Below are 20,146 nucleotides of genomic sequence, written 5' to 3' on the forward strand. Positions count from 1 at the left end.
GAAAATGGCCGCCCTGCGGCGGCCTTTTCTGTTGCAGCGGGCGGGGTCAGAGCCCTCGCTGGGGCGAGGGATCCGACTCCAACGGGCATTACAGGATGTAGCGGCTCAGGTCCGGGTCCTGCACCAGCTCACCCAGGTGCTTGTCGACGTAGGCGCTGTCGATCGCCAGGCTTTCGCCATCGCGGTCCGGTGCCTCGTAGCTGAGCGAATCCAGCAGGCGCTCCAGCACCGTATGCAGGCGACGGGCACCGATGTTCTCCTGGCGCTCGTTCACCTGGAAGGCGATTTCGGCCAGGCGCTCGATGGCGTCGGCGGTGAAGCTGACCTTGACGCCCTCGGTAGCCAGCAGCGCCTCGTACTGCTTGGTCAGCGCGGCCTTCGGCTCGGTCAGGATGCGCACGAAATCACCCTTGCTCAGCGCACCCAGTTCAACGCGGATCGGGAAGCGACCCTGCAGCTCCGGAATCAGATCGCTGGGCTTGGCCAGGTGGAACGCACCGGATGCAATGAAAAGGATGTGGTCGGTCTTGATCGTGCCGTACTTGGTGGACACGTTGGAGCCTTCCACCAGCGGCAGCAGGTCGCGCTGCACGCCTTCGCGGGAGACATCGCCGCCGCCCACGTTATCGCCACGCTTGGCGACCTTGTCGATCTCGTCGATGAAGACGATGCCGTGCTGCTCGCAGGCTTCGATCGCCGCGGTGCGGATATCGTCTTCGTTGACCAGCTTGCCGGCCTCTTCCTCGATCAGCAGCGGACGCGCGGCCTTGATGGTCAGCGTGCGCTTGTGTGCCTTCGCGCCGCCGCCAAGGTTGGCGAACATCGACTTCAGCTGCTGGCCCATTTCCTCCATGCCCGGCGGGGTCATGATGTCCATGCTGACATTGGCGGCCAGGTCGAGTTCGATCTCGCGCTCGTCCAGCTCACCGTTGCGCAGCATCTTGCGGAACTTGATGCGGGTCTCGTTGTCCTGCGCCGACGGTTCGTTGCGGGCGACTTCCGGATCGAAGCCGATGCCACCGCTGCGGCGCGGCAGCAGCGCATCGAGGATGCGGTCTTCGGCGCGTTCCTCGGCCTGGGTACGCACGCGCACCTTGGCCTGTTCGCGGTACAGCTTCACTGCGGTATCGGCGAGGTCGCGGATGATCTGCTCGACGTCCTTGCCGACGTATCCGACTTCGGTGAAGCGGGTGGCTTCGACCTTCACGAACGGCGCGTTGGCCAGCGTGGCCAGGCGACGCGCGATCTCGGTCTTGCCGACGCCGGTCGGGCCGATCATCAGGATGTTCTTCGGCATCACTTCATTGCGCAGCTCAGGCACCAGCTGCATGCGGCGCCAGCGGTTGCGCAGGGCGATGGCCACGGCGCGCTTGGCGTCGTGCTGGCCCACGATATGCCGGTCCAGTTCCTGCACGATCTCGCGCGGGGTCATGGTGGCGGAGGAAACTTCGATCTTCGACATGGATGTGCTCACGAATTCGTTGTCGGTCGTGCCGGCCGCTGGCCGGCAACCAGGCACGCGTGTGGGGGATCATGAGGTTGCCGGCCAGCAGCCGGCGCGACCCTCAGAGTTCCTCGACCACCACGTTGCGGTTGGTGTAGATGCAGATATCGCCGGCAATGCCGATCGCTTCGCTGGCGATGGTGCGCGCATCCAGTTCGGTGTGTGCCATCAGCGCACGGGCGGCCGACAGTGCATACGAGCCACCGGAACCGATGGCGATGATGCCGTCCTCCGGTTCGATCACATCGCCGGTGCCGCTGATGATCAGCGAGGTTTCCTTGTCGGCCACGGCCAACAGGGCTTCAAGCTTTCCGAGGCGGCGCTCGGTGCGCCAATCCTTGGCCAGTTCGACCGCAGCACGCTGCAACTGGCCGTGCTTTTCCAGCTTGGCCTCGAACAGCTCGAACAGGGTGAAGGCATCGGCGGCGGCACCGGCAAAGCCGGCCAGCACCTGGCCATCACGACCGAGGCGGCGCACCTTGCGCGCATTGCCCTTCATCACGGTGTGGCCCAGCGTGACCTGGCCGTCGCCGGCAATGGCCACGTGCTCGCCGCGACGGACGCAGACGATGGTGGTGGCGTGGAAAACGTTGGGGTTCTGACTGGGGTCCATGATGCCTCCGGGGTGACAGAACCAGAGGTGGGGACTGCCCTGCGCCCTTCAAGCCACCCGCGACCGGCTGCCGCACGGGCAACGTTCAGCTTTCTCCGCTGCCCTCGCTGCTGCTTCGACGCTTCGCGCGCGGATGCGCCGCGTCGTAGACCTTGGCCAGGTGCTGGAAATCCAGGTGGGTGTAGATCTGGGTGGTGGCGATGTCGGCATGGCCCAGCAGCTCCTGCACGCCGCGCAGATCACCGGATGATTCCAGGATATGGCTGGCGAAACTGTGCCGCAGCATGTGCGGGTGCACGTGCTTGAACAGGCCCTGGCGCTGCGCCAGCTGGCGGATGCGGATCTGCACCGCGCGTTGGCTGATCGGTCCGTTGCGGCCGGGAAATACCGGCGAGGCCGGACCACCGCCACTTTCGGCGCGCCACGCCTGCAGCGCTTCGCGCGCCGGCCGGCCGAACGGCACGCGGCGCTGCCGATTGCCCTTGCCCAGCACGTTGACCAGCCCGCTGTCGAAATCCAGATCGCGCCAGGTCAGCGCGCAGACTTCGCTCAGGCGCAGGCCGGAAGAATAAAAAAGTTCCAGCAGCGCGCGGTCACGGCGGCCGAGTTCACCTTCCGGCTCCAGCTCGACCAGCTGCACGGCCTCATCGGCGTCGAGGACCTGTGGCAACCGGCGCGGCGCGCGCGGCGCCTTCAGCGTTGCTGCAGGACTGACCTCGATGCGGCCGTGCTTGAGCAGCCAGGCATAGAAGCTGCGGCAGGCGGACAAGCGGCGCTGCAGGCTCTTGGCCGACAGGCCACGGCGGTGCTCATCGGCGACGAACTGGCGCAGCGCGTCGGCATCGAGTGCCTCCACCGCAACACCGCGCGGCTCGGCCCAGACCGACAGCGCGTCCAGGTCACGGCGGTAGGCATCGAGCGTATGCGCCGACATCCGCCGCTCTACCTGCAGATGCTGCAGGAAGGCCTGTACCGCGCTCATCGTCGTGTCCTGCTCAGCCCGGGAAGCGCTTCAGGCCGGCGACCAGGGCGTCGCCCATCATGCGCAGGAACAGCGTGCCCATGCCCGGATAGAAACGGTTCGGATCGTGGCTGCCCACCGCAATCAGGCCCACGCCCGGCAACGGCAGCAGCGCGGTGGTCTGCACTTCCTCGCTGCGCACGCCATACAGCACAGCATTCTTTTCCGGCTGCAGGCGGCCGCAGATCGGCTCGCCGTCCTTCAGGCAGTCGCGGAACGGGCCGAGCTGCGGATCATCGGCGGCGATCACCTGCAACCAGTCGGCCTGTTCCAGCCCGGCCACCGGCGTGTGCACCACCAATCGCACCAGGTCGCCGGCGAAATCTTCCTGCAGCGAGGCCGCCATCGCACGCAGGGTGTCGGCGGCGTTGTCCTGCTTCATCAACGCCAGGGTCAGCTGGTGCGTGCGCACCGCCAGGCGTTCGTTGACCTGGGCAGTCGCGCCCAGGTCGGCCAACCGTCGTGCCAACTCGCGGTTCTTCTCGCGCAGCACCTCCAGCTGGTAGCTGGCCAGCGACGCGGTCGGGCCGTCGTCACGCGGCACCACCAGGGTCAGGGCCAGGTCCGGGAACTGCTTGAGGAAGCCGGGATGTCGCCGCAACCAGGCAGCGACTTCGTGGGCCCCGAGCTTGTCGACGGTTTCGGTCATGCCATCCACTCCCCTTCGAAGACGAATGCAGTCGGGCCGGCCATCACCACAGGCTGGCCATCGCCCGGCCACTGGATGCGCAGGTCACCACCGGGCAGGCTGATGCGTGCATCACGCTGCAGGCGGCCGCGCTGCATCAGGGTCACCGCAGCGGCGCAGGCGCCACTGCCGCAGGCCAGGGTTTCACCGACGCCGCGTTCATTCACACGCAGACGTGCATGCGCCGGGCCCATCACCTGGGCGAAGCCCACGTTCACCGAGCGCGGGAACGAGGCATGCTGCTGCAGCAGCGCACCGACGCGCTCGACCGGTGCAGCATCGATCAGGCCCACTTCGATCACCGCATGCGGGTTGCCCATCGACACCGCAGCGAAACGCACGCTTTCGCCCTGCAGCGGCAGCAGGTATTCCTCGCGCGCGTGGGCGAAACCCACCAGCGGCACGTTGGCCGGCTCGAACGCCGGCACGCCCATGGTCACCGCGAACTGGCCATCGCCCAGCACTTCCACCTCATGGCTGGCCAGCGGGCTGTCGATGACGAAGCGGTCGCCCTGCGCACTGCCTTCGCGCACCAGCCAGGCGGCGATGCAGCGCGCGCCATTGCCGCACTGTTCGGAATTGGAGCCGTCGGCATTCCAGATGCGGTACGACGCCACCGCGCCTTCCGCGCGCGGCGCTTCGATGGTCAGGATCTGATCGCAGCCGACGCCGGTGTGGCGGTCGGCCAGCTGCGCGGCCAGTTCAGGCGTGGGCGGCGCGGTGCCGTCACGCAGGTCGATCACTACGAAATCATTGCCCGCGCCATGCATCTTGCTGAAGCGCAGGGCCTTGGAACCGGCCTTACTCATTCCCGCCGCCCACCTTCTTCGCAGGCGCAGGCGCCGGTTGCGTGGTCGGTGCAGCCGGCTCCACGGTCGTGGCCGGGGTGCCGCTGCCTTCGGTCTGCGCCGGGGTCGCTTCGGTAGCGGGCTCGGCAACAGGTTCGACGGTTTCTTCCACCGGCACCGGCTTCTGCGGCAGTACCAGCGGGCCCTTGTTGCCGCAGGCGGCGAGGAACAGCAGCGAAGCCGCTGCCAGCGGAATCAGGATGGCGTTTCGATGGGGGATCTTCATGCCCCGAGTATAGCCATTGGCGGCTGAGCGGTTGGTGCAGGGGATCGGGTTGCCGGCCAGCGGCCGGCACTACCGCAGGTGCTCAATCCGCGGTGGGCGGCAACGGCCGGGTCCACAGCCAGATCGCCACCACGGTCATGCTGCCGATCGAGAACCACTTCACCCAGGCAATCGGCACGCACCAGAGCATGATGCCGGCGCATACCGCCATGGTGATCGCGGCCATCCACTTGCCGTAGCGGCTGACCGCCCCGTGTGCCTGCCAGTTGGCGATGGCCGGGCCGAAGCGTGGATGCTGCAGCAGCCAGTTGTGCAGGCGTTCGGAGCCACGCGAGGCGGCCCAGGCCGAGATCAGGATGAATACGGTGGTCGGCAGGCCCGGTACGAAGATGCCGACGATGCCGGTGCCGAGGCTGACATAGGCCAGCAGCCACCACGCCCAGCGGAAACGCACCACGCGCGGAGGCGTGGTGGCATCGCGAGGGACGGAAGGATCTGGCGCGCTCATGGCCGCAAGGATACCGGTTCAGGGTGCCAGGCAGTGCCCGGCACCCTGTCGCGATCACGGCTGGGCGATGCCCAGCTGCTGCAGCACGAATGCGTACGACTCGGACAGCTCGCGGTAGCGCTGGAAGCGCCCCGACTTGCCGCCATGGCCGGCTTCCATGTTGGTGCGGAACAGGATCGGGTAGTGGCCGGTGTTGTCGTCACGCAGCTTGGCCACCCACTTGGCCGGTTCCCAGTACTGCACCTGCGAATCCCACAGGCCGGTGCCCACGAACAGCGCCGGATAGGCCTGCTTGCTGACGTTGTCGTAGGGCGAGTAGGACAGCATGTAGTCGTAGAACTGCTTCTGCTCCGGGTTGCCCCACTCGTCGTACTCGTTGGTGGTCAACGGAATGGTCGGGTCGAGCATGGTGGTCACCACATCGACGAACGGCACCTGGGCCACCATCACGCGGTAGTCCTGCGGCGCCTGGTTGGCCACCGCGCCCATCAGCAGGCCACCGGCGCTGCCGCCAGAGGCGGCCACGCGATCCTTCGCCGCCCAGCCCTGTGCCACCAGGCCACGGGTGACGTCGATGAAGTCGTTGAAGGTGTTCTGCTTGTGCAGCAGCTTGCCGTTCTCGTACCAGTCGCGGCCCATTTCCTGGCCACCGCGGATGTGGGCGATGGCATACACCACGCCGCGGTCGAGCAGGCTCACCGCAGTCTGGTTGAAATACGGGTCCATCGACATGCCGTAGCTGCCATAGGCGTACTGGAACAACGCGCCCTTGCCATCCTTCTGGTAGCCCTTGCGGTAGACCAGCGACACCGGCACCTTCACGCCATCGCGCGCGGTGATCCAGACGCGGTCGGTTTCGTACTTCGACGCGTCATAGCCGATCACCGGCTGCACCTTCAGCTGGCGACGCTCCCCGGTGGCGGTGTTCAGTTCGAACACGGTGGTGGGGGTGGTCATCGAGGTGTAGACGTAGCGCAACCAGGGCGTATCGGCCTCGGTGTTGTCGCCCAGGCCCATCGAGTACGCCGGCTCGTCGGCCTTCACGTAGTCGCTGCGGCCATCCTTGAACAGCAGGCGGATGCGTTCCAGGCCCTCGGAGCGTTCGGCGATGGCGGTGTAGCCATCGAACAGTTCGAAGCCTTCGATGAACACCGCATCGTCGTGCGCGATCCAGTCCTTCCACTGCGCACGCGAGGTCGCATCGGTCGGTGCGGTGACCAGCTTGAAGTTCTTCGCACCGTCATTGGTGCGGATCACCCAGCGGCCATCGTAGTGGTCGGCGTCGTACTCGACATCGCGCTGGCGCGGCGCCAGCACGGTGAAGTGGGTCGGGTCGCTGGCCGGCGCGTAACGCTCTTCCGAGGACACGGTGCTGTGCACGCCGATGGTGATGAAGCGATCGTCGCGGGTGCGGCCGATGCCCATGTAGAAGCTGTCGTCCTTCTCTTCGTAGACGACGGTGTCGGCGCTGGCCGGGGTGCCCAGCACGTGCTTCTTCACGCGCACGGTCAGCAACGTTTCCGGATCGTTCTCGACGTACAGCACGGTGCGGTTGTCGTCGGCCCAGACCAGGTCGCCCGAGCTGCCGGTGATCACATCGGGCAGCACCTTGCCGGTGGCCAGGTCCTTGAAGCGGATGGTGTACTGGCGGCGGCCGACATCATCATCGGCCCAGGCCAGCAGCTGGTTGTCCTGGCTGACTTCCATCGAGCCGACGCTGAAATAGCCCTTGCCGGCAGCCATCGCGTTGACGTCCAGCAGGATTTCCTCGGCGGCCTCCATGCTGCCCTTGCGGCGTGCGTGGATCGGGTAGTCCTGGCCGGTTTCGAAGCGGCTGTAGTACCAGTAGCCACGCTCGCGCGCCGGCACGCTGGAATCGTCCTGCTTGATGCGGCCGACGATCTCCTTGTACAGGGTGTCCTCCAGCGGCTTCAGCGGCGCCAGCAGCTGGTCGGCATAGGCATTCTCGGCCTGCAGGTAGGCCAGCATGTCCTTGTTCCCGCGCTTGTCGTCGCGCAGCCAGTAATAGTCATCGTTGCGGGTCGCGCCGAACGGCGCCTTGACCACATGCGGATGCTTGGCGGCATCCGGCGGAACGGGCGGAGTGGCGGCGGTGGCAGTGGTGGTCATCAGGCTGGCAAGCAACAGGCAGAGGGTGGATTTCATGAGATAGGGCTCCTTGAGGGGCAATGCAATGGCGTCCTTGCGCCCGAGTCTGGGTTGCGGAAGGACGGTGGGCAACCCTGCGGAACGTCATGGTGGCCATGCCTGCCGGTAGTGCCGGCCGCTGGCCGGCACCCTCACGGCCTGCGGGTGGGTCGGTTGCCGGCCAGCGGCCGGCACTGCCAGAGCGCGTGACCCCGGTGCGCGGCGTACCATGGGCTGCATGAGTACCCTGCCCCATACGCCGGGCTACAGCCGGCGCAGCCATGAAATCGCTCCGTTCCACGTGATGTCCCTGCTGGCCCGCGCGCAGGCGCTGGAACAGGCCGGCCACGACGTGATCCACCTGGAAATCGGCGAACCGGACTTCACCACCGCCGAACCGATCGTGCGTGCTGGCCAGGCCGCATTGGCCGCCGGCCATACCCGCTACACCGCCGCACGTGGCCTGCCAGCCCTGCGCCAGGCGATCAGCGGCTTCTATCGCAGCCACTACGGGCTGGACATCGACCCCGAACGCATCCTGGTCACCCCCGGCGGCTCCGGTGCGCTGCTGCTGGCCAGCAGCCTGCTGGTCGATCCCGCCCGCCACTGGCTGCTGGCCGACCCTGGTTATCCGTGCAACCGCCACTTCCTGCGCCTCGTTGAAGGCGGCGCACAGCTGGTGCCGGTCGGCCCGGACACTGCCTACCAGCTCACACCGTCGCTGGTGGAACAGCATTGGAGTGCCGACAGCGTCGGCGCGCTGGTTGCCTCACCGGCCAACCCGACCGGCACCGTGCTCTCCGCCGACGAACTGGCCGCCCTGTCGAAGACCCTGCACGCGCGCGGTGGTCACCTGGTGGTGGACGAGATCTACCACGGCCTCACCTATGGCCTGGATGCACCCAGCGTGCTGCAGGTGGATGACAGCGCATTCGTGCTGAACAGCTTTTCCAAATACTTCGGCATGACCGGTTGGCGGCTGGGCTGGCTGGTGGCACCGCCAGCAGCCGTGCCGGACCTGGAGAAACTCGCGCAGAACCTGTACATCAGCGCATCGAGCATCGCCCAGCATGCCGCACTGGCGTGTTTCAGCGACGAAGCGATGTCGATCTTCGAACAGCGTCGCGAAGCGTTCCGCCAGCGCCGCGACTTCCTGCTGCCCGCGCTGCGCGAGCTGGGCTTCCGCATCGAAGTCGAGCCGCAGGGTGCGTTCTACCTGTACGCCGATGTCAGCGCATTCACCGATGACGCACAGGCGTTCTGCGCCCATTTCCTGGAAACCGAGCACGTGGCATTCACGCCCGGGCTGGATTTCGGCTTCCATCGCGCCAACCAGCACGTGCGCCTGGCCTATACCCAGGAAGTGCCGCGGTTGCAGGAGGCGGTGGCACGGATCGCGCGTGGGTTGCAGCGTTGGCAGGGATCACGTTGACGGTAGTGCCGGCCGCTGGCCGGCAACCCGGGAATGCGTGAATGATGCGGTTGCCGGCCAGCGGCCGGCACTACCGGATAAAGAAAAACGCCGCCCTGGGGCGGCGTTTTCCGTTCTGCCTATCTGCTTACTTACCGCCCAACCGCTCCCACAGGAAGCTGTAGGCCAGCGCCGACATGTGTGCGGCCTGCGCATTGTTGGCTGCACCGCCGTGGCCACCTTCGATGTTCTCGTAGTAGGTCACGTCCTTGCCGGCGTCGATCATCTTCGCCGCCATCTTGCGGGCGTGGCCCGGGTGCACGCGGTCATCGCGGGTGGAGGTGGTGAACAGCACCGGCGGATACTTCTTCTTCGCGTCAAACAGGTGGTACGGCGAGAAGGTCTTGATGAACGCCCAGTCGCTGGTATCCGGGTTGCCGTACTCGGCCATCCACGAGGCACCGGCCAGCAGATGGCTGTAGCGCTTCATGTCCAGCAGCGGCACCTGCACCACCACCGCACCGAACAGTTCCGGGTACTGGGTCAGCATGTTGCCGGTCAGCAGGCCACCGTTGCTGCCACCCTGCACGCCCAGGTGCCTGGCGCTGGTGATCTTGCGCTTGACCAGATCGCGTGCCACTGCGGCCATGTCTTCATAGGCCTTGTGGCGGTTCTGCTTCAGCGCCGCCTGGTGCCAGCGTGGGCCGTATTCGCCGCCGCCACGGATGTTGGCAACCACGTACACGCCGCCCTTCTCCAGCCAGGCGCGGCCCATGCCACCGGAGTAGCCCGGGGTCAGCGAGATCTCGAAACCACCGTAACCGTACAGCAGGGTCGGGTTGGAACCGTCCAGCTTCATCGCCTTGTCGTGCACCACGAAGTACGGCACGCGGGTGCCGTCCTTGCTGGTGGCGAAGTGCTGCTCGATCACCTTGCCCTTGGCATCGAAGAAGGCCGGCATGGTCTTCAGCGTTTCCGGGGCCTGCCCGATCTCGGCCAGCGCCAGGGTGGTCGGGGTCAGGTAGTCGGTGGCGGTCAGCCACACCGCGTCGCTGTCGTTGCTGTCGACAGCAGCCACGCCCAGCGTGCCGAAGGCCGGCGCGCCGACGAAACGACTGGTCTGCCAGCCATTGGCGCCCGGGGTCAGCACCGACAGGCGGTTCTTGACGTCATCCAGCACGTTCAGCACCAGGTGGCTCTTGGTCCAGGTGGCGCTGGCCAGCGAGGTGGTCGCGGTCGGGGTGAACAGCACGTCGAACTCACGCTTGCCGGCCAGGAAGTCATCCAGCCTGGTCGCCAGCAGCGAACCGGACGCATAGGTCTTGCCACCCACGGTCCACGGATCACGCAGCTCCAGGGTCAGCCACTGCTTGTGCAGGCCCTTCTCGGCCGAGTTCGGCGCATCGATCTTGGTCAGCGTGCCATCGTCGCCACGCAGGTAGATCTCGTTGTTGTAGAACGCCAGCGTGCGGCTGACCAGGTTGCGCTCGAAGCCCGGGGTGTCATCGTGCATCGCCGCGATGTACATGTCTTCCGGCTTGCCTTCATACACCACGCTGGCGGAGGCCATCGGCGTACCACGCTTCCACAGCTTGGCCACGCGCGGGTAGCCGGAGGTGGTCATCGAGCCGGCACCGAAGTCGGTGTAGACGAATACGGTGTCGCGATCGATCCAGTTCAGGCCGCCCTTCGACTCCGGACGGAAGAAGCCGTCCTTGATCCAGTTCTTGTTGGCCAGGTCGAACTCGCGGGTCACGTCGGCGTCGGCACCACCGCGCGACAGCGCGATCAGGCAGCGGCTGTAATCCGGGCGCAGGCAGTCAGCGCCGTGCCAGACCCAGTTCTCGCCCTCGGCCTTGTTCAGGGCATCGAGGTCAAGCACGGTCTCCCACTGCGGCGAGGCCTTGCGGTACTCGGCCAGGGTGGTACGCCGCCACAGGCCGCGCTCGTGCTGCTGGTCCTTCCAGAAGTTGTAGTAGTAATCGCCGATCTTCTGCACGGCGGGAATCTTGGCATCGGAGTCGAGCACCTCGCGGATGCTGGTCTCCATCTGCTTGAAGGCCGGGGTCTGCGCCAGGCGCGCCTCGGACTTGGCGTTCTGTTCCTTGACCCAGGACAGCGGCTTGTCGCCGGTGACGTCCTCCAGCCAGGCGTAGCGATCGGTGTCTTCAGCAGCCACGGCGGTCCCCACCGAGGCAGCGGTCATCATGCCAGCCAGCAGGCAGGCGGAAGCGAGTCGAGACATTGCAGCTCCAGGCAGTCATAAGCCGTGGAACGCTAGCATGGATCGCTGCAGCCGCCCCCGTGTCGAAGGTCAGGCCGTGGCCGTAGCGCGGCGGCGACGGCGGGGCGTCCCGGCGGTGCGACGATGCGCCTGTCCACCGGTGCGACGGGCCAGCCGCAGCCACGACAGGCGCGGCACAGGGAAGCGCAGCAGCGCCCACCAGGCCATCAGCGGCATGCCCACCAGCCACATCGGCAGCCAGCCCAGCCAGGCGTTGCTGCCACGCGCGGCCGGCCAGACCAGTACCAGCGCCAGGCCGGCCAGGGCCACCTGCTGCACGCTGCGCAGCAGGCGCGGATCGGCGCGTTCAATGATGACGCGTTCAGTTGCAGGGCGGCGGACGGAACGTGCGTTCATGGGGCTTCTCCGGTGGACAATGCAACACAGCTTGGGCAAGGCCCTTCTCACAGGTTGCGACACCATTGACGGATCGCGCACGCTCAGTCGACCATGCTCAGGCAAAGCCCTTCTGAGCCCGCTCCCGCATGACTTCGATCCGCCCGCTCTGCGCCATGCTGTTGGCCCTGTCCCTGGCGGGCCCCGCCGTGGCCGCCAGTGAGCCGCCATCGCCCCGCGCCAGCACCCCGCGCGCGACCGACCCGGATGCGCCGATCGACCTGAAGCGCTTCATGGGCACCTGGTACGTGATCGGCCGCGTGCCGAACTTCATCGAACGTGGCCATGTGGCCAGCGTCAACGACTACGAACTGCGCGACGAGCACAAGGTCGGCATCACCTACCGCTACCGTGATGGCTTCGGCGAACCGCTGCAGGAAGTGCGTGCCCGCGCCAGCGTCGACCCGGACAGCGGCAACCACGGCTGGCGCACCTGGTTCTACCGCGTCGTGCCTACCCATTCGCGGGTGCTGGAAGTGGCACCGGATTACTCGTGGGCACTGATCGGTTACCCGGGCCGCGAGATGGCCTGGATCTTCTCGCGTACGCCGGACATGGACAAAGCCCTGTACAAGGAGCTGGCCGAGCGCCTGCGTGACGAGTACGGGGTGAACACCGACAAGCTCAAGCGCGTGCCGCAGCACCCGGAGCAGGTCGGGAAGCTGGGTTACGAAGTACCGAACGTGCGTTGACCGCACGTGGGATTGCCGGCCAGCGGCCGGCACTACCCGAACAAGATGCCGGGCGCCGCCCGGCATTCTGTTATCTGCGACTGTAATGCGCGACCAGGCGGTCGCCAAGCATCTGCAGCAGCTGCACCAGGATCAGCAGCAGGACCACGGTGACCAGCGCCACGTCGGTGTGCGAGCGCTGGTAGCCGTCGCGGAAGGCCAGGTCGCCAAGGCCACCGGAGCCGATCGCACCGCCCATCGCGGTGAAGCCGATCAGCGCGACGGTGGTGACCGTTGCGCCAGCGATCAGGCCCGGGCGCGCTTCCGGCAGCAGCACGCGGGTGACCAGCTGCCAGGTGGTGGCACCCATCGCCTGGGTCGCTTCGATCACGCCACGGTCGACTTCGCGCAGTGCGGTCTCGACCAGGCGCGCGTAGAACGGCGCGGCACCGATGACCAGCGGCACGATCGCACCGCGTACACCCAGCGACGTCCCCATCAGGAACAGGGTGACCGGGATCAGCACGATCATCAGGATGATGAAGGGCACTGAACGCAGCAGGTTCACCACCAGCGCCAGCACGCCGTACGCAAATGGCCGGCGCTTCATCTGCGGTGCGCCGAACAGGTACAGCAGCACGCCCAGCGGCAGGCCGATGGCCAGGGTCAGCGGCAGCGAACCGAGCAGCATCAGCAGGGTGTCGATGGTGGCCTGGCCGATGTCGGCCCACTTGCCCGCGTCCAGGTGGCGGAAGAATCCGCCGGCAGTAGCGATGATCATCGACGCAGCTCCTCAACATGCACGCCGGCGGCCACGAATGCGGCCTGCGCGGCGGACTGGTCGCCGCCCACCAGGGCGACCACCAGCTGGCCATACGGGGTGTCCTTGATCCGGTCGATGCGACCGGACAGGATGTTGTAGTCAACCCCGGTCTCGCGCGCGACGCGGCCGAGCAGGGGTTCGTAGGTATCGCCACCGAGGAAGGTCAGGCGCACGATGCGGCCACCGACGGCATCGAAATCGCGGTGCAGCGTGCCCTCGTCCACATGCTCCGATTCGCTGACGAAACGGCGCGTGGTCGGGTGCTGCGGGTGCAGGAACACCCGGGTGACCGGACCGGTTTCGACCATCTGGCCGGCATCGAGCACCGCAACGCGGTCGCAGACACGGCGGATCACGTCCATCTCGTGGGTGATCAGCACGATGGTCAGGCCCAGCTCGCGATTGATCTTCGACAGCAGCGACAGCACCGAAGCGGTGGTCTGCGGGTCGAGCGCACTGGTGGCCTCGTCGCACAGCAGGATCTGCGGGCGGGTCGCCAGCGCGCGGGCGATGCCGACGCGCTGTTTCTGGCCACCGGACAGCTGCGCCGGATACTTCTGCGCATGCGCTTCGAGGCCCACGGTCTGCAGCAGCTCGGCCACGCGCGCGTCGATCTCCGTCTTCGGCGTGCCGGCCAGTTCCAGCGGGAAGGCGACATTGCCGGCCACCGTGCGCGAGGACAGCAGGTTGAAGTGCTGGAAGATCATGCCGATGCGCCGGCGCAGCGCGCGCAGGCCGTCCGCGTCCAGCGCGGTGACATCCTCACCGCCGATCAGCAGCCGGCCACCACTGGGTTCTTCCAGGCGGTTGATCATGCGGATCAGTGTCGACTTGCCGGCGCCGGAATGGCCGATGATGCCGAACACCTCACCGGCCTCGATGGTCAGGTCCAACGGTTGCAGCGCGCTGACTTCGCGGCCGGCAACGGCATAGGATTTGTGCAGGCGCTGGAACTCGATCACGGGCGTGGCTCACCGGCTGGGTGACGGAAGGGGGCGTGCAGCCTACCAGCGCAGGCGGTCGCGCGCCCGCGCCATGGCCCAGAATGTTATTCCTTTTGGTTCTAAGAAACTGTCCCCGGTAGTGCCGGCCGCTGGCCGGCACCTGCAGCGGTCCCTCCGGCGCAAGGGGTTGCCGGCCAGCGGCCGGCACTACCCCCGGGCTCAGGGATGATCCAGCGGCTTCGGCGGCTGCACCCGGTTCAGGCGTTCCCGGTGCAGCAGGTACAGGCCCGAAGCCACGATGATCGCGGCGCCCACCCAGGTGTAACCATCCGGCAGCTGGCCCCAGAAGGCCAGGTCCCAGCCGATCACCCAGACCAGGCCGCTGTACTCCAGCGGCGCGATCATCGACGCCTCGCCCAGCTGGAACGCCCGGGTCAGGGCGATCTGGCCCAATGCCCCGGCCAGGCCCATGCCAGCGATCAGCGGCGCGTGTGCCAGCTGCAGCGGCACCCAGCCGGGAATGGACAGCAGGCCGGCACCGATGGCCATGATCACCAGGAACCAGACCACCATCGACTGCGAGGTATCGGTGCGGGTCAGCAGGCTGACGGTAATCGCGGCCACGGCATAGGCGGTGGCCGCGGCCAGCACCATCAGGCCGGGCACCGAGATGAAGCCGTCCACACCCGGCCGCAGCACCACCAGCACGCCGATCAGGCCGATACCGATGGCCACCCAGCGCCGCGGCCCGACCCGCTCACCCAGCAGCGGTACCGACAGCGCGGCGATCAGCAGCGGAGCGACGAAATAGATGGTGTAGGCGGTGGACAGCGGCAGGTCGCGCAGGGCGAACACGAAGCAGCCGATCATCGCCAAGCCCAGCGCGCCACGCAGCAGGTGCAGGCCCCAGCGGCGCGGCACCAGCGAGCGCGGCCCGGCGCTGACCAGCACCCACACCAGTACGAACGGCAGCGAGGCCGCACCGCGCAGGAAAGTCACTTCCAGGGTGGGATAGCTGGCTGACAGCTGCTTCATGCCGGCGTCCATCAGCGAGAAGCAGGCGACCGCCGCGACCATCCAGGCCACCGCGCGCGAGGGGGAGCGTTGCACATTCATGGCCCATTATCGCCCGGTCGTCGCTTTCTGTAGAGCCGAGCCCACGCTCGGCTGCTTTGTGGAGAGCCGAGCGTGGGCTCGGCTCTACAGAGGACGGGCATGCGGGCCCTCGCGATAGAATGGGTGCCACTGAATCCTGCGGAGCACCGCCCATGCCCTCCTTCGACGTCGTGTCCGAAGTCGACACCCACGAGCTGACCAACGCCATCGACCAGGCCAACCGCGAACTGGCCACCCGCTTCGACTTCAAGGGCGTGGACGCCAAGTTCGAGCGCGACGGCGATGTCATCAACCAGGTCGCGCCGACCGAGTTCCAGCTCAAGCAGATGAACGACATCCTGCGCGCCCGCCTGGCCGCGCGCGGTATCGACGTGCTCAGCCTGGAGTTCGGCGACATCGAGACCAACCTGGCCCAGGCCCGGCAGAAGATCACCGTCAAGCAGGGCATCGAGCAGAAGATCGCCAAGAAGATCGCCGCCGCACTGAAGGAGGCCAAGCTGAAGGTGGAAAGCCAGATCAACGGCGACAAGCTGCGCGTGCAGGGCAAGAAGCGCGACGATCTGCAGGACGCCATCGCCGTGCTCAAGGCCGGCAAGTTCGAGCTGCCGCTGCAGTTCAACAATTTCCGCGACTGAGGCATCCGCCGGGCGCGGCCCGGCGCTGCCAGCGGCAGGCACGACGGCGCGTTGCCAGCGACGCGCCTACAATGGCGGCCCCGCCAGCCGACGTGCCCGCCATGACCGATTCCCCGCTGCCCACCGATGATCCGATCGCCGCTACCCGCCTGTGGCTGGAGCGCATCGTCATCGGCCTGAACCTGTGCCCGTTCGCCAAGGCGGTCTATGTGAAGGACCAGGTCCGCATCGTGCTCAGCGATGCGACCACACCGGAAGCGCTGGTTGAACAGCTGGCCGAGGAGCTGGTGCTGCTGCGCGACACGCCCGCCGAACAGATCGATACCACGCTGATCGTGCATCCACAGGTACTGACCGATTTCCTCGACTACAACGATTTCCTCGACAACGCCGACGCCGCGATCGAGGCGCTGGACCTGCAGGGGATCCTGCAGGTGGCCAGCTTCCACCCGGACTACCAGTTCGACGGCGTGGCCGCGGACGACGCCAGCAACTACACCAACCGCGCGCCCTTCCCCACCCTGCACCTGCTGCGCGAAGACAGCGTGGCGCGCGCGGTGGATGTCTATCCGGACCCGGACGTGATCGTCGAGCGCAACATCCAGACCCTGGACCGCATCGGCGTGGACGGCTGGCATCGTCGACTGCGCGGCGAAGATCTGTCATGAGCGGCGTGCCGCCGATTGCGGCGTGGCCAGCCGCGCCGCTGGCAGGCAAGGTGGTGCTGGTGACCGGCGGCGCCAATGGCATCGGCCGTGGCATCGCCCAGGCCGTGCTCGGTGCCGGTGGACGCGTACTGATCGGCGACCTGGACGCGGAAGCTGGCGCGGCGTGCCTGGCCGAATGGCAGCGCGGTGACGATGCCGCATTCCAGCGCCTGGACATCATCGACGAAGCGAGCGTGCGCGCTTTCATTGCCGAGGCGCTGCAGCGTTTTGGCCGTATCGACGGCCTGGTCAACAATGCCGGCATCGCCGGCCCGCACGGCACGCCGCTGCAGGACATGGACTGGGACCAGTGGCAGCGCCGCCTGTCCTCGCTGCACGGCGCCTTCCTGTGCAGCAAGCATGCACTGCCGGCACTGTCGGCCAGCACGGCTGGCGCGATCATCAACATCGCTTCCACCCGTGCCTGGCAATCGGAAGCCCACAGCGAAGCCTATGCCGCAGCCAAGGGCGGACTCGTGGCCTTCACCCATGCACTGGCGATCAGCGCCGGGCCGGCGGTGCGGGTGAACAGCATCAGCCCCGGCTGGATCGGCACCACAGCCTGGCAAGCGCCTTCGCGCCGCCACGCGCCGGAGTATTCAGCCATCGACCATGCGCAACATCCGGTCAGCCGCGTCGGCCAGCCCGAGGACATCGGCGCATTGGCGGTGTACCTGCTGTCATCGCTGTCCGGGTTCAGCACCGGCCAGGATTTCATCGTCGACGGCGGCATGACCCGGAAGATGATCTACGCCGAATGACCCGTCTTCGGTAGTGCCGGCCGCTGGCCGGCATGTGCGTGGATGGGGGCGACGTGCCAACCAAGGTTGGCACCTACCAAACGGTTTATGCCATGCCCGAGTGACGCAGCAGCGCATCGATCTGCGGTGCGCGCCCACGGAAGGCCCTGAAGTTCTCCGCCGCCGGGCGGCTGCCACCGCGCGACAGGATCTCATCGCGGAAACGTGCACCGGTTTCGGCCAGTGCCTGCGGCGCTTCCTCGAACGCGGCGTAGGCATCGGCGCTGAGCACCTCGGCCCACTTGTAGCTGTAATAGCCGGCCGCATAACCGCCGGCGAAGATGTGGCTGAACTGATGCGGGAAGCGGTTCCAGGCCGGCGGATGGTTCACCGCCACTTCCGCGCGCACGCGGTCGAGCAGCGCCAGCACGCTGTCCTGCGCTGGTTCGAACTGGCTATGCAGCAGCATGTCGAACAGGCCGAATTCCAGCTGGCGCACGGTGGCCATGCCACTGTGGAAGTTGCGCGCGGCCAGCATGCGCTCGTACAGCGCGCGCGGCAGAGGTTCGCCGGTTTCCACATGCGCGGTCATGCCCTGCAGGTGGTCCCACTCCCAGCAGAAGTTCTCCATGAACTGGCTCGGCAGTTCCACCGCATCCCACTCCACGCCGTTGATGCCGGCCACGCCCAGTTCGCCGATGCGGGTCAGCAGCTGATGCAGGCCATGGCCCATTTCATGGAACAGCGTGGTCACCTCATTGTGGCTGAAGGTGGCCGGCTTGCCGTTCGCGCCGCGGCCGAAATTGCACACCAGGTAGACCAGCGGCGTCTGCACGCTGCCATCGGCGCGCACGCGGCGGTTGCGGCAATCGCCCATCCATGCACCGCCGCGCTTGCCTTCGCGCGCGTACAGATCCAGGTAGAACTGGCCGACCAGCGCGCCCTGCGCATCCACCAGGCGGAAGAAGCGTACGTCCTCGTGCCACACCGGCGCGCTGTCCTCCTGCACGCGCAGGCCGTAAAGCTGCTCGATCACCGAGAACAGACCACCGAGCACCTTCGGCTCGGTGAAGTACTGCTTCACGTCCTGCTCGGAATAGCTGTAGCGGGCCTGTTTCAGGCGGTCGGCGGCGAACGCCAGGTCCCAGGCCTGCAGCTGCTCGATACCGAGCTGCTCGCGCGCGAACTGCTCCAGCTCGGCGCGGTCCTTGGCGGCGAAGGGCTTGGCACGCGCCGCAAGGTCACGCAGGAAACCCAGTACTTCGGCCGGGTCCTGTGCCATCTTGGTCGCTACCGAATAATCGCCATACGAACCGAAGCCGAGCAGTGCGGCCAGTTCAGCGCGCAGGGCGAGGATCCGATCGATGTTGCCGCTGTTGTCCAGGGACTCATCGCCGAACTCCGACGCACGCTGCGCACTGGCGCGGTACAGGATCTCGCGCAGGTCACGGTCTTCTGCCCAGGTCTGCACCGGCAGGTAGCAGGGCATCTGCAGGGTCAGTTTCCAGCCCGGCGCGCCATCCTTCTGCGCGGCGGCATGTGCAGCGGCCTTCACGTCATCCGGCAGGCCCTTCAGTCGCGCTTCGTCCTCGACCAGCAGCGACCAGGCATCGGTAGCATCGAGCACGTTCTGCGAGAACTTCGCCGACAGTGCCGACAGCTCCTCCTTGATGGCCGCGAAGCGCTGCTGCGCCTCCGGCGCCAGCTCGGCACCACCGAGGCGGAAATCGCGCAGGGTGTTGTCCAGTACCTTGCGCTGGGCGTCGTCGAAGGTCGCGGCCTCCGCGCTGGCCGCCAGGGCCTGGTACTGGCGGTACAGCGCCAGGTTCTGGCCCAGCGCGCTGGCAAAGCGGGTCACCCGCGGCAGGTTGCTGTTGTAGGCCTCGCGCAGTTCCGGGGTATTGACCACGCCCTGCAGGTGGCCGACCAGGCCCCAGGCGCGCCACAGGCGCTCGGTGGCATCGTCAAGCGGAGCCACGAAGGTCTGCCAGGTGACCGGTTGCACCTGCTCGGCCGTGCTGACGGCGGCCTCGGCCTCGGCCAGCAGCATGTCCAGCGCCGGGGCCACGTGCTCGGGGCGGATCGCCTCGAAGCGCGGCAGGCCGGAAAAATCGAGCAGGGGGTTGGCAACGGTCACGGCAGATCTCCAGGGTACGGGCCCGGCAGGCGGGCAGCATGCAGGATATGGCGCTGGCAGGCGGGGCTGACAAGGGGGCACGGCCCGGCATTCACGTCGGCCTTACGGTCGCGCACCGAAGCTCTGGCTGCGGGGGAGTCCGCAGCGGTACGCACCGAATGAGGCCCTACATGGAAGGTCTGGCTGCAGTTGCATCCGCCTCACCGGCCCGGTCACTGGCATTGTCCGCCAGCCCGGCCGAACTGACCTGGATCGCCGCATTGTGCGATGCCGGCGATGACGCCCCGCGCCATCTGCAGCAGTTGCAGGCAGTGCTGCAGCAGGGCGGCACGTTCAACGATGCGCAGGAGTGGTACCCGTTCGAGGTGATCGAACGCGGCGCCAGCCAGCTGCGGCTGGGCCATGAGCGCGAGTTCGCGATCTGCGTGCTGCTGTGGCTGCAGGCGCTGGCCCAGGGCCGAGCGAGCATCCTGGACCCGAGCCTGCATCTGGATGATCGCGCGATGGACATCGAGGCCTTGCCCGATGCACTGCGCGACGCGGTGCTGGACGCGTTCACTGCAGCGGGATATTGAGACGCCCCGGCGACGGGGTAGAGTCGACTGTTAGTTGTGATCTCTCTGTACGTTGTTCATCCGGGACATCTTTGGAAAATGGTGGTTACCACACCTCTCCAGACCCCAAAGAGCCCGGATGAACCACCATAAAAATGCCCGTTTGACCGTC

20 protein-coding genes are annotated in these 20,146 nt (G+C 66.9%); 6 read left to right on the forward strand and 14 right to left on the reverse strand.

What is annotated here, in order from left to right; genetic code table 11:
• Positions 1 to 88: 88 nt before the first annotated feature.
• The 8 genes from hslU to AC5P5R_RS21350 form a co-directional block, all read right to left on the reverse strand.
• The gene (gene hslU / locus AC5P5R_RS21315; protein ID WP_005414521.1) at positions 89 to 1,462 is read right to left on the reverse strand and encodes an ATP-dependent protease ATPase subunit HslU; all 1,374 of its coding nucleotides are present in this window, start codon (positions 1,460 to 1,462) and stop codon (positions 89 to 91) included.
• Between the two features lie 103 nt (positions 1,463 to 1,565).
• Entirely contained in the window at positions 1,566 to 2,117 is a 552-nt protein-coding gene (gene hslV / locus AC5P5R_RS21320; RefSeq protein WP_005411093.1) for an ATP-dependent protease subunit HslV, read from the reverse strand.
• A gap of 85 nt (positions 2,118 to 2,202) precedes the next feature.
• Positions 2,203 to 3,099: a tyrosine recombinase XerC gene (gene xerC / locus AC5P5R_RS21325; protein ID WP_005411094.1), complete on the reverse strand. Its 897-nt coding sequence runs from the start codon at positions 3,097 to 3,099 to the stop codon at positions 2,203 to 2,205.
• Positions 3,100 to 3,112: 13 nt separating this feature from the next.
• Positions 3,113 to 3,787, reverse strand: a complete 675-nt coding sequence (locus AC5P5R_RS21330) for a DUF484 family protein (protein WP_005411095.1) — start codon at positions 3,785 to 3,787, stop codon at positions 3,113 to 3,115.
• A complete protein-coding gene (gene dapF / locus AC5P5R_RS21335) occupies positions 3,784 to 4,635 on the reverse strand; it encodes a diaminopimelate epimerase (protein ID WP_005411096.1) in 852 nt (283 codons plus the stop codon). The genes AC5P5R_RS21330 and dapF overlap by 4 nt, the downstream gene beginning before the upstream one ends.
• Positions 4,628 to 4,900 carry an LPS translocon maturation chaperone LptM gene (gene lptM, locus AC5P5R_RS21340; protein ID WP_005411097.1) on the reverse strand — a complete coding sequence of 91 codons (273 nt, stop codon included), beginning with the start codon at positions 4,898 to 4,900 and terminating at the stop codon, positions 4,628 to 4,630. The genes dapF and lptM overlap by 8 nt, the downstream gene beginning before the upstream one ends.
• A gap of 82 nt (positions 4,901 to 4,982) precedes the next feature.
• Entirely contained in the window at positions 4,983 to 5,408 is a 426-nt protein-coding gene (locus AC5P5R_RS21345) for a YbaN family protein (RefSeq protein WP_100438140.1), read from the reverse strand.
• Positions 5,409 to 5,462: 54 nt separating this feature from the next.
• Entirely contained in the window at positions 5,463 to 7,574 is a 2,112-nt protein-coding gene (locus AC5P5R_RS21350; RefSeq protein ID WP_005414524.1) for a S9 family peptidase, read from the reverse strand.
• Between the two features lie 220 nt (positions 7,575 to 7,794).
• On the opposite strand from AC5P5R_RS21350, the gene AC5P5R_RS21355 reads away from it, so the two are divergent.
• On the forward strand, positions 7,795 to 8,988 hold the full coding sequence (locus tag AC5P5R_RS21355) for a pyridoxal phosphate-dependent aminotransferase (RefSeq protein WP_172476267.1): 1,194 nt from the start codon (positions 7,795 to 7,797) through the stop codon (positions 8,986 to 8,988).
• Positions 8,989 to 9,115: 127 nt separating this feature from the next.
• Here AC5P5R_RS21355 and AC5P5R_RS21360 read toward each other — a convergent pair whose 3' ends face one another.
• Complete coding sequence (locus AC5P5R_RS21360; RefSeq protein ID WP_099484348.1) at positions 9,116 to 11,212, reverse strand: prolyl oligopeptidase family serine peptidase; 2,097 nt, start codon at positions 11,210 to 11,212, stop codon at positions 9,116 to 9,118.
• Between the two features lie 69 nt (positions 11,213 to 11,281).
• On the reverse strand, positions 11,282 to 11,608 hold the full coding sequence (locus tag AC5P5R_RS21365; RefSeq protein WP_005411102.1) for a hypothetical protein: 327 nt from the start codon (positions 11,606 to 11,608) through the stop codon (positions 11,282 to 11,284).
• A 128-nt stretch (positions 11,609 to 11,736) separates the two neighbouring features.
• On the opposite strand from AC5P5R_RS21365, the gene AC5P5R_RS21370 reads away from it, so the two are divergent.
• On the forward strand, positions 11,737 to 12,339 hold the full coding sequence (locus tag AC5P5R_RS21370; protein ID WP_005411103.1) for a lipocalin family protein: 603 nt from the start codon (positions 11,737 to 11,739) through the stop codon (positions 12,337 to 12,339).
• Between the two features lie 70 nt (positions 12,340 to 12,409).
• On the opposite strand, the gene AC5P5R_RS21375 is transcribed toward AC5P5R_RS21370, so the two are convergent.
• The 3 genes from AC5P5R_RS21375 to AC5P5R_RS21385 form a co-directional block, all read right to left on the reverse strand.
• A complete protein-coding gene (locus AC5P5R_RS21375) occupies positions 12,410 to 13,099 on the reverse strand; it encodes a methionine ABC transporter permease (protein WP_005411104.1) in 690 nt (229 codons plus the stop codon).
• Positions 13,096 to 14,103 carry a methionine ABC transporter ATP-binding protein gene (locus AC5P5R_RS21380; RefSeq protein ID WP_005411105.1) on the reverse strand — a complete coding sequence of 336 codons (1,008 nt, stop codon included), beginning with the start codon at positions 14,101 to 14,103 and terminating at the stop codon, positions 13,096 to 13,098. Before AC5P5R_RS21380 ends, AC5P5R_RS21375 begins: the two co-directional genes overlap by 4 nt.
• A gap of 201 nt (positions 14,104 to 14,304) precedes the next feature.
• Complete coding sequence (locus tag AC5P5R_RS21385) at positions 14,305 to 15,201, reverse strand: DMT family transporter (protein WP_076739054.1); 897 nt, start codon at positions 15,199 to 15,201, stop codon at positions 14,305 to 14,307.
• A 152-nt stretch (positions 15,202 to 15,353) separates the two neighbouring features.
• On the opposite strand from AC5P5R_RS21385, the gene AC5P5R_RS21390 reads away from it, so the two are divergent.
• The 3 genes from AC5P5R_RS21390 to AC5P5R_RS21400 all read left to right on the forward strand — a co-directional run bounded on the left by AC5P5R_RS21390 (position 15,354) and on the right by AC5P5R_RS21400 (position 17,304).
• On the forward strand, positions 15,354 to 15,836 hold the full coding sequence (locus AC5P5R_RS21390; protein ID WP_057496540.1) for a YajQ family cyclic di-GMP-binding protein: 483 nt from the start codon (positions 15,354 to 15,356) through the stop codon (positions 15,834 to 15,836).
• Between the two features lie 101 nt (positions 15,837 to 15,937).
• On the forward strand, positions 15,938 to 16,504 hold the full coding sequence (locus AC5P5R_RS21395; protein WP_057496611.1) for a DUF1415 domain-containing protein: 567 nt from the start codon (positions 15,938 to 15,940) through the stop codon (positions 16,502 to 16,504).
• The gene (locus tag AC5P5R_RS21400; RefSeq protein ID WP_076739055.1) at positions 16,501 to 17,304 is read left to right on the forward strand and encodes an SDR family oxidoreductase; all 804 of its coding nucleotides are present in this window, start codon (positions 16,501 to 16,503) and stop codon (positions 17,302 to 17,304) included. The genes AC5P5R_RS21395 and AC5P5R_RS21400 overlap by 4 nt, the downstream gene beginning before the upstream one ends.
• A gap of 85 nt (positions 17,305 to 17,389) precedes the next feature.
• On the opposite strand, the gene AC5P5R_RS21405 is transcribed toward AC5P5R_RS21400, so the two are convergent.
• Positions 17,390 to 19,420: a M3 family metallopeptidase gene (locus AC5P5R_RS21405; RefSeq protein WP_076739056.1), complete on the reverse strand. Its 2,031-nt coding sequence runs from the start codon at positions 19,418 to 19,420 to the stop codon at positions 17,390 to 17,392.
• Positions 19,421 to 19,590: 170 nt separating this feature from the next.
• Between AC5P5R_RS21405 and AC5P5R_RS21410 the strand changes: the two genes are divergently transcribed.
• A complete protein-coding gene (locus AC5P5R_RS21410; RefSeq protein WP_049461475.1) occupies positions 19,591 to 19,995 on the forward strand; it encodes a hypothetical protein in 405 nt (134 codons plus the stop codon).
• Positions 19,996 to 20,146 lie beyond the last annotated feature (151 nt).

The sequence above is a fragment of the Stenotrophomonas sp. YJH_SMC_19 genome (genome assembly GCF_059367915.1).

Coding starts and splice junctions, on each gene's coding strand:
- lptM (WP_005411097.1), bottom strand. CDS start 4,900: ATGAAGATCCCCCATCGAAACGCCATCCTGATTCCGCTGGCAGCGGCT.
- AC5P5R_RS21330 (WP_005411095.1), bottom strand. CDS start 3,787: ATGACCGAAACCGTCGACAAGCTCGGGGCCCACGAAGTCGCTGCCTGG.
- AC5P5R_RS21365 (WP_005411102.1), bottom strand. CDS start 11,608: ATGAACGCACGTTCCGTCCGCCGCCCTGCAACTGAACGCGTCATCATT.
- AC5P5R_RS21385 (WP_076739054.1), bottom strand. CDS start 15,201: ATGAATGTGCAACGCTCCCCCTCGCGCGCGGTGGCCTGGATGGTCGCG.
- hslU (WP_005414521.1), bottom strand. CDS start 1,462: ATGTCGAAGATCGAAGTTTCCTCCGCCACCATGACCCCGCGCGAGATC.
- dapF (WP_005411096.1), bottom strand. CDS start 4,635: ATGAGTAAGGCCGGTTCCAAGGCCCTGCGCTTCAGCAAGATGCATGGC.
- AC5P5R_RS21390 (WP_057496540.1), top strand. CDS start 15,354: ATGCCCTCCTTCGACGTCGTGTCCGAAGTCGACACCCACGAGCTGACC.
- AC5P5R_RS21360 (WP_099484348.1), bottom strand. CDS start 11,212: ATGTCTCGACTCGCTTCCGCCTGCCTGCTGGCTGGCATGATGACCGCT.
- AC5P5R_RS21350 (WP_005414524.1), bottom strand. CDS start 7,574: ATGAAATCCACCCTCTGCCTGTTGCTTGCCAGCCTGATGACCACCACT.
- AC5P5R_RS21370 (WP_005411103.1), top strand. CDS start 11,737: ATGACTTCGATCCGCCCGCTCTGCGCCATGCTGTTGGCCCTGTCCCTG.
- xerC (WP_005411094.1), bottom strand. CDS start 3,099: ATGAGCGCGGTACAGGCCTTCCTGCAGCATCTGCAGGTAGAGCGGCGG.
- AC5P5R_RS21345 (WP_100438140.1), bottom strand. CDS start 5,408: ATGAGCGCGCCAGATCCTTCCGTCCCTCGCGATGCCACCACGCCTCCG.
- hslV (WP_005411093.1), bottom strand. CDS start 2,117: ATGGACCCCAGTCAGAACCCCAACGTTTTCCACGCCACCACCATCGTC.
- AC5P5R_RS21400 (WP_076739055.1), top strand. CDS start 16,501: ATGAGCGGCGTGCCGCCGATTGCGGCGTGGCCAGCCGCGCCGCTGGCA.
- AC5P5R_RS21410 (WP_049461475.1), top strand. CDS start 19,591: ATGGAAGGTCTGGCTGCAGTTGCATCCGCCTCACCGGCCCGGTCACTG.
- AC5P5R_RS21375 (WP_005411104.1), bottom strand. CDS start 13,099: ATGATCATCGCTACTGCCGGCGGATTCTTCCGCCACCTGGACGCGGGC.
- AC5P5R_RS21355 (WP_172476267.1), top strand. CDS start 7,795: ATGAGTACCCTGCCCCATACGCCGGGCTACAGCCGGCGCAGCCATGAA.
- AC5P5R_RS21395 (WP_057496611.1), top strand. CDS start 15,938: ATGACCGATTCCCCGCTGCCCACCGATGATCCGATCGCCGCTACCCGC.